This is a genomic window from bacterium, from assembly GCA_024228115.1.
GTDB lineage: Bacteria > Myxococcota_A > UBA9160 > UBA9160 > UBA6930.
The window spans coordinates 26275-33267 of sequence record JAAETT010000578.1 but is presented as its reverse complement, the minus strand read 5'-3'; the positions used below and the strand labels follow the sequence as shown (position 1 = coordinate 33267).

Below are 6993 nucleotides of genomic sequence, written 5' to 3'. Positions count from 1 at the left end.
GCGGACGCCGACCCAGGTGCGGAATGCGATGCGCTACGTGCTTCTGAATGCTCGTAGGCACATGAAGACGAAGCCTCGGACGGCCCGAATCGATCCTGCATCCTCTGGGCGCTGGTTCGAGGGCTGGCGGCGCTCTGCCGGAAGGCTCGTCGCCCAGGCGCGGGAGCGACCTGGGGGAAACGTGGTGGCTATCGCCAACCCACATACATGGCTCCTGGCCGAGGGCTGGCGGAAGGCTGGCCCGCGGCTCGACCCGGCCGAGATCCCGAGCGCCGTGTAGCCGACCCGCGGGCGAGAGCCGGCATCCGCCTCATAGATGTGGGCCCAAGGCGCCGCACCCGTCCGTTGGCCATCCGGAAACGCCCCGCAGGATCGAAGGAACTCCCGAACGCCCCGACCGATCCCCCTCAACAGCCCGCGAGCGCCAGGCTGGCCAACCGCGACGCCGCGCAGGCGGCGGTGCGTGCCATCAGGTGTCGCGTGCCTCAATGTGGCAATCAATTGGTCTCCCCCGCGGGGAGGATTGGGCTCTGTGTGGAAAGGGTTCTGGTTGCCAAACCTCAATGGTTTGGATAGGTTACGCCGGCTTAGGGCGCGTGTAAGCGTGTGCAAGAGGTGGGCGCTCCGTCCACTTTTTTTGTTTGTGGGGCTGGTTTCGGGCTTCCAGGCAAGGGGATCGCTATCGCCTGAGCGCACTTCTTGTGTCAGGAAGGTTTGAAGCAGCTCTCGTCTGGTCAAGCCGAGGACAGGAACCGGCAGAACAGGGGCAGCATGTACCGGGACATCCCGGATGGGTACCGAGCTTTGATCGAGCCGATCGTCACAGATCACGGCCTGGAATTGGTCGACGTCGAGTTGCGGCAGGGGCGCTCCCCCTGGACCGTGCGTGTCGTCGTGGATACGCCCCTGTCCGATGGAAAGGTTCCGATCGATCGTTGTGTCGCCGTGTCGCGGGAGATCGCGGTCGGTCTCGATGCTGCCGATCTGGTGCAGAGCCAGTACCAGCTCGAGGTTTCCTCGCCCGGGCTCGATCGCACGCTTTCCCGAGAGAAAGATTTTCACAACGCCTGTGGGCAAGAGGTGAAGATCGAGACCCGCCACCCCGTCGAGGGTCGGCGCCGTTTCAAGGGCAAGATGCTTGCCTTCGACGGTCGCGTGATCGAGGTCGAAGTCGACGGCGAGCCTCGCGAGGTCCCCTTCGAGGCCGTCGCCCGCGCCCGCACGCTCTATCAGTTTACCAGGGACGATTTCGCGTCTGGCGCCAAGCGCGCCGACCGTGCGTCCTGAAGCCTTCGAGGAGACGTCATGAACCTCGACCCGCTCAAGCGCGAGATCGATCAGATCGCCAAGGACAAAGGCATCGATCGCATGTCGATCATCCATGCCCTTGAAGAGGCGATGAAGCAGGCCGCACGCAAGAAGTATGGCCAGGACAAGGAGATCGAGGCGCGCTTCAACGAAGAAACGGCCGAGATCGAGCTCTTCGAATTCCGTGAAGTGGTCGACGTCGTCTCCAATCGGGACACCCACATCACCATGGACGAGGCCCGGGAGTTCGATCCGCAAGCCGAACTGGGTGATGAGATCGGGATCAAGCTCAACACCGACGGTTTCGGGCGGATCCTTGCCCAGACCGCGAAGCAGGTGATCATCCAGCGCGTTCGCGATGCCGAGCGCGAGATCGTCTTCGACGAGTTCAAGGATCGGCTCGGCGATGTCGTGAACGGCATCGTGCGCCGCTTCGAGAAGGGCTCGATCATCGTCGATCTGGGCCGCTCCGAGGCGGTCCTTCCCGCCAAGGAACAGGTTCCGAGGGAGAATTATCGCCCCGGTGATCGCATCCGCGCCTACGTGCTCGATGTGAACAATCAGACCAAGGGTGCGCAGGTCGTCCTCTCGCGGGCCAGCATCAAGCTGCTGACGAAGCTCTTCGAGCAAGAGGTGCCGGAGATCTACGAAGGCATCGTCCAGATCGCATCGGCGGCCCGGGAACCGGGCGGTCGTTCGAAGGTGGCGGTCGCTTCTCGAGACGGCGATGTGGATCCGGTGGGCGCCTGCGTCGGCATGAAGGGCAGCCGAGTGCAATCCGTCGTGCAGGAGCTGCGCGGCGAGCGCATCGATATCGTGCCGTGGAGCAGCGACCCGGCTCGTTATGTCTGCAGTGCGCTCTCGCCGGCCCAGGTTTCGAAGGTCATCATCGACGAACCGGCGCAGACGATGGATGTGATCGTGCCCGACGACCAGCTTTCCCTGGCGATTGGACGCAAGGGCCAGAACGTACGCCTGGCTGTACAGCTGACGGGCTGGAAGATCGACATCAAGAGCGAATCGCGCATGCGCGAAGTCGCCGAGTGGTTCGCGGAAGCGGTGTCTGTCATCGAGGGATGCGGCGACGCCGAGGCCGATTATCTGCTCCAGCAGGGTGTCGCGTCTCTCGAGGGCCTGGCCGAATGCGACGCGGAGTTCTTGATGACGCTGCCTGGTGTCGACGAGGCCGGCGCGCAGCGGATCAGGGAGAAGGCTGCCGAGTTGGCGATCGTGAAAGCCGAAGAAGCGGAGCGTGCCGCAATCGAAGCGGCGGAGCGTGAGGCGGCCGAGGCCGCTGAAGCGGCTGCTGCCGCAAAGGCGGCTGCCGAGGCCGCTGCCGTTGCGGCCGCCGAAGCACCGGACGAGGCGGAGGCTGCTCCCGAGGGCAGCGGCGAGGACGAGAGCGAGAGCTGATCCCGACCGATCCGGCACTTCGGATCGATCCGGAAGCTCATTCCAAGGTTGACGCGGGAGACCATGGCGAACGTAAGGGCCTACAAGATCGCAGAAGAGCTCGGCATCGAGCGGAACGAGTTCGTCGAAAAGGCGAACGCGATCGGCATCGCGTTGAAGAACGCCATGGCTTCGGTCGATCCCGAGCAGGCAGACGTGCTGCGCGAGAAGCTCGGCGCCAAGAAATCCAATCGCATCACTGAGGCCCGTGTTCAGGCGCGAGGCGGAACCGCCGTGATTCGCCGGCGCAAGAAAGCCGCGCCGGAGCCTGAGGCGCCGGTCGCCGAGGTCGTTCCCGAGGCAGAAGCCGAGGTTGCTGCGCCGCCGGCGGAGGCTGAGGTCGCGCCCGTCGGTGAAGCGGAGGAAGTTGCAGAAGCCGGTGAACCCGCAGAAGAAGCTGCTGCCCAGGTTGCCGAGCCTGAGGCGCCGGCAGTGGAACCGGAGCGTGAAGTGGCGCCCGACCCCGCTGCGAGGCCGGCTCCGGGCCCGGCACCTGCCCGGCCCGCGCCGGAGGGTGCGCCGCGGCGCCCGGCCGCTCAGAGCGGACCGGAGACGGGTCCCGCTGCCGCACGGACGGCACGCCAGCGCAAGCAGGCCAAGGAGGTCGTGAATCTCCGCGAGCAGGAACAGATCGCCCGCCAGGTGACGAGCCGGACGACCGGACGCCATGCACCGGCGGATTCGCGTGTCATCTCGAACCCGCGTCGCCGAAGGCGCGATGCTCCCGCGGCGAAGGCGAAGGTGGCCCAGGCCGCGAAGGTCGAGAACAAGGTCGTTCGCGTCCAGGGCGACATCAGCGTGGGCGAACTCGCCAAGCAGCTAGGCGCGAAAGCCGCCCAGGTTCAGGGCAAGCTGATGGCGCTCGGTACGATGGTTGCGGTCAACCAGACCATCGACGTTGCGATCGCCGAGCAGGTGGCCAAGGAGTTCGGCTTCGAAGTCCAGGATGTGGGTTTCCAGGAACAGGATTTCCTGGACGCCACGAGCGAGGGCTCGGAGGAGAACCTTCAGTCGCGTCCTGTGGTGGTGACCGTGATGGGCCACGTCGACCACGGGAAGACCTCGCTGCTCGATGCCCTGCGCCAGACCGACGTGGTTGCGGGCGAGGCGGGTGGCATCACCCAGCATATCGGTGCCTACCAGGTGACGTTGCCTGAGGGCACCATGACCTTCATCGATACACCGGGCCACGCGGCTTTCACGGCCATGCGTGCGCGCGGAGCACAGGCAACCGACCTCGTGATCCTCGTCATCGCCGCCGGTGAAGGCATCATGCCCCAGACGATCGAGGCGATCGATCACTCGCACGCAGCTGGTGTGCCGATCGTGGTCGCGGTGAACAAATGCGATCTGCCGGATGCGAACCCGCAGGTGGCCCGCCAGCGCTTGATGGAGCATAACGTCGTCGTCGAAGATTTCGGCGGTGAGGTGCTCGCCATCGACATCTCCGCAAAGATGAAGACGAACCTCGACAAATTGCTCGAGGCCGTGCTGCTCCAGACTGAATTGATCGATCCGAAGGCGGATCCGACGGTGCGCGCCAAGGGCGTGGTGCTCGAGTCCGAGCTCGACAAGGGCCGCGGCCCGGTGGCGACCTTGCTCGTACAGGAAGGCACGCTCAAACGTGGCGATGTCTTCGTGGTCGGTACCCATTCGGGGAAGATTCGCACGATGATGAACGACAAGGGCGAGGTGCTGAACGAAGCGCCGCCGTCCATGCCTGTTCAGGTGGTGGGCCTTTCAGGCGTTCCGAATGCGGGAGATGTCGGCCACGCCGTCGAGAACGAGAAGGTGGCCAAGGAGATCGTGGCGCATCGGGAAGACCAGGAACGCAAGCGTGCTGGCACGCCGAAGCGGCCCCGGGTCAACCTCGAAGACCTCTTCGCCCTCGCGGAGGGCGGTGGACCGCAGGAACTCCCGACGATCATCAAGGCCGATACCCAGGGTTCGGCCGAGGCGATTCGCGAGTCCTTGCTCAAGCTTCCGACCGACAAGGTGAACCTGAACGTGCTTCACGCATCCGTCGGTGGGATTACCGAGAAGGATGTGCAGCTGGCCGAGGCGAGCGGCGCGATCATCGTTGGCTTCCACGTACGCCCGGACGTCAAGGCGCGCAAGGCGGCCGAGAGCGCCGGCGTCGACGTGCGGATCTACAAGATCATCTATCAGGTCGTCGACGAGATCAAAGCCGCCATGGCGGGTCTGCTCCCGCCGACGGTCAAGGAGAAGGTGCTGGGCCAGGCCGAGGTGCGGGAGACCTTCACGATTCCGAAGGTCGGTACCATCGCCGGCTCGTACGTCACGGATGGCTTGGTGCGACGCAACGCCAGTTGTCGATTGGTTCGCGATGGCGTGCTCGTCTTCGAGGGCAAGTTCGCCTCGCTCAAGCGCTTCAAGGACGATGCGCGCGAGGTGCAGACCGGCTTTGAATGCGGCATCGGCATCGAGGGCTTCAACGACGTCAAGATCGGCGATGTAATCGAGGCCTACGAGCTCGAAGAACACGCCGCCGAGCTCTAGCCTGCTCGCGAAACAAGCGGGCGACGCCCGCTCGGGCCCATGTTCGTCGGCGCAGCTCGGGTGGAGCTCCACGTTCACGGGTCCCAGTCACTCAAACAGAAGCGCGGCGTCGTCAAATCGATTCTGCAGAGGGTGCGCAACCGTTTCAACGTGTCCGTCGCCGAGGTTGGCGGCCAGGACACCTGGCAAATCGCTGTGATCGGCTTGACCACAGCTGCGAACGAAGGGCTGGTCGCCCGCCAGCGCCTGGAGAAGGCCGTGGATTTCATCGAGGGCCTGCACCTGGCCGAGGTGACCTCTCAGGAGATCGAGATTCTTTGACGCGTCGAACCGAAAGAGTGAGCGAGGAGATCCGCGGCGAACTCGCCCGGCTCCTGCACGAGGAGATCACCGACCCGCGCATCGAGCTGGTGACGATCACCCGCGTCGATCTCTCGCCGGACTTCCGCAACGCGCGCATCGATTGGAGCTGCATGGCAGCGAACGGCGACAACGGCGAGGGCGACCCGGAGGCGGTGCTGGCCACCCAGGAGGGGCTGGAGAGCGCGTCCGGCTTCCTGCGCCGACGCCTCGCCCAGAACCTGCCGATCAAACGCGTGCCGGAGCTGCGCTTCCATCACGATGATTCCCTCGAACTCGGGGCGCGTACTCTCGGGCTGCTCGCGGAGGTCTCCCATGGGGAGGAATAGGCGGCGCAAGAGGCCCGACACGCCGGGGCCGATGGGCTTCCTGGTGGTGGACAAGCCGGTGGGAATGACGTCCCACGATGTCGTGGACGAAGCGCGCCGCTGGCTCGGCATTCGCAAAGTCGGGCACCTCGGCACCCTCGACCCGCTGGCCACGGGCGTCCTGCCCCTGGCGATTCGAGGCGCCACCAAGCTCGTACCGTTCCTGGCCGCCGGCCAGAAGGCGTACGTGGGAACCATTCGCCTGGGTGAATCGACCGATACCTTCGATGCCGAAGGCCGCGTGACCTACGAGCACGACGGGCCGCTGCCCGACGAGCAGGTGGTGAAGCAGGCTCTCCAATCCTTCGTAGGTGAGATCCAACAGCTGCCGCCGATGTACAGCTCGGTCAAGAAAGACGGGGTGCCTCTCTACCGCCTTGCGCGCAAGGGTGAGGAAGTCGAGCGGGAACTGCGGCCGGTGACGATCCACGAGATCTCCATGCCCGAGTACGCGCAGCCCGAGATCAGCATCGAGGTCCACTGCTCGCCCGGGACCTACGTGAGGACCCTGGCCGCCGATCTGGGCGAGAAGCTCGGTTGCGGTGCCCATCTATCAGGCCTGCGGCGTACCCGCAGTGGCCCCTTTACGCTCGAGCAGGCACGCACTCCGGAGGCCTGGGAGGCTTTGGCCGATGCCGGAGAACTCGAGACCGCACTGATTCCGCCCGATGAGGCACTCGAGCTTCCCCGGGTGCGTCTCACCGCAGTCCAGGCCAGAAAAGTCGGCCACGGCGCTGCCATTCCCGCTGCGGAGGCCAGCGGCGACTTCGAGACCGGCCCTCCGCCCCGGCCGGGCGATCAGCTTGCGGCCCTGCTCCCCAGTGGTGAGATGTTGGCCGTGATGGAACTGCGGCCGGATCGCTGGCTGCACCCGCTTCGCCTGCTCGAGGGAAGCGGATGACCCCGCGGGGCGTCTTCGCAATTCCCCGATCTTGGGGCGTTCCTTGCTGCCCCGATGCCGCTCTGATAAACCTTCGACCCATTC

The 6993-nt window shown here is 65.2% G+C and carries 7 protein-coding genes; all 7 read left to right on the top strand.

What is annotated here, in order from left to right:
- The first annotated feature begins 61 nt into the window (after positions 1-61).
- The 7 genes from GY937_24110 (at position 62) to truB (ending at position 6909) form a co-directional block, all read left to right on the top strand.
- Positions 62-280, top strand: a complete 219-nt coding sequence (locus tag GY937_24110; GenBank protein ID MCP5059799.1) for a hypothetical protein — start codon at positions 62-64, stop codon at positions 278-280.
- A 491-nt stretch (positions 281-771) separates the two neighbouring features.
- Positions 772-1287 carry a ribosome maturation factor RimP gene (locus GY937_24105; protein ID MCP5059798.1) on the top strand — a complete coding sequence of 172 codons (516 nt, stop codon included), beginning with the start codon at positions 772-774 and terminating at the stop codon, positions 1285-1287.
- Between the two features lie 18 nt (positions 1288-1305).
- Positions 1306-2721, top strand: a complete 1416-nt coding sequence (nusA, locus tag GY937_24100) for a transcription termination/antitermination protein NusA (protein MCP5059797.1) — start codon at positions 1306-1308, stop codon at positions 2719-2721.
- A 63-nt stretch (positions 2722-2784) separates the two neighbouring features.
- Positions 2785-5280: a translation initiation factor IF-2 gene (infB, locus tag GY937_24095; protein ID MCP5059796.1), complete on the top strand. Its 2496-nt coding sequence runs from the start codon at positions 2785-2787 to the stop codon at positions 5278-5280.
- A gap of 39 nt (positions 5281-5319) precedes the next feature.
- Positions 5320-5601, top strand: a complete 282-nt coding sequence (locus tag GY937_24090; GenBank protein ID MCP5059795.1) for a DUF503 domain-containing protein — start codon at positions 5320-5322, stop codon at positions 5599-5601.
- Positions 5598-5969 (top strand): 30S ribosome-binding factor RbfA, encoded by a 372-nt coding sequence (rbfA, locus tag GY937_24085; GenBank protein ID MCP5059794.1) that lies wholly within the window; start codon positions 5598-5600, stop codon positions 5967-5969. The genes GY937_24090 and rbfA overlap by 4 nt, the downstream gene beginning before the upstream one ends.
- On the top strand, positions 5956-6909 hold the full coding sequence (gene truB / locus GY937_24080; protein ID MCP5059793.1) for a tRNA pseudouridine(55) synthase TruB: 954 nt from the start codon (positions 5956-5958) through the stop codon (positions 6907-6909). Before rbfA ends, truB begins: the two co-directional genes overlap by 14 nt.
- Positions 6910-6993: the final 84 nt, after the last annotated feature.

Coding starts and splice junctions, on each gene's coding strand:
- GY937_24110 (MCP5059799.1), top strand. CDS start 62: ATGAAGACGAAGCCTCGGACGGCCCGAATCGATCCTGCATCCTCTGGG.
- GY937_24105 (MCP5059798.1), top strand. CDS start 772: ATGTACCGGGACATCCCGGATGGGTACCGAGCTTTGATCGAGCCGATC.
- nusA (MCP5059797.1), top strand. CDS start 1,306: ATGAACCTCGACCCGCTCAAGCGCGAGATCGATCAGATCGCCAAGGAC.
- infB (MCP5059796.1), top strand. CDS start 2,785: ATGGCGAACGTAAGGGCCTACAAGATCGCAGAAGAGCTCGGCATCGAG.
- GY937_24090 (MCP5059795.1), top strand. CDS start 5,320: ATGTTCGTCGGCGCAGCTCGGGTGGAGCTCCACGTTCACGGGTCCCAG.
- truB (MCP5059793.1), top strand. CDS start 5,956: ATGGGGAGGAATAGGCGGCGCAAGAGGCCCGACACGCCGGGGCCGATG.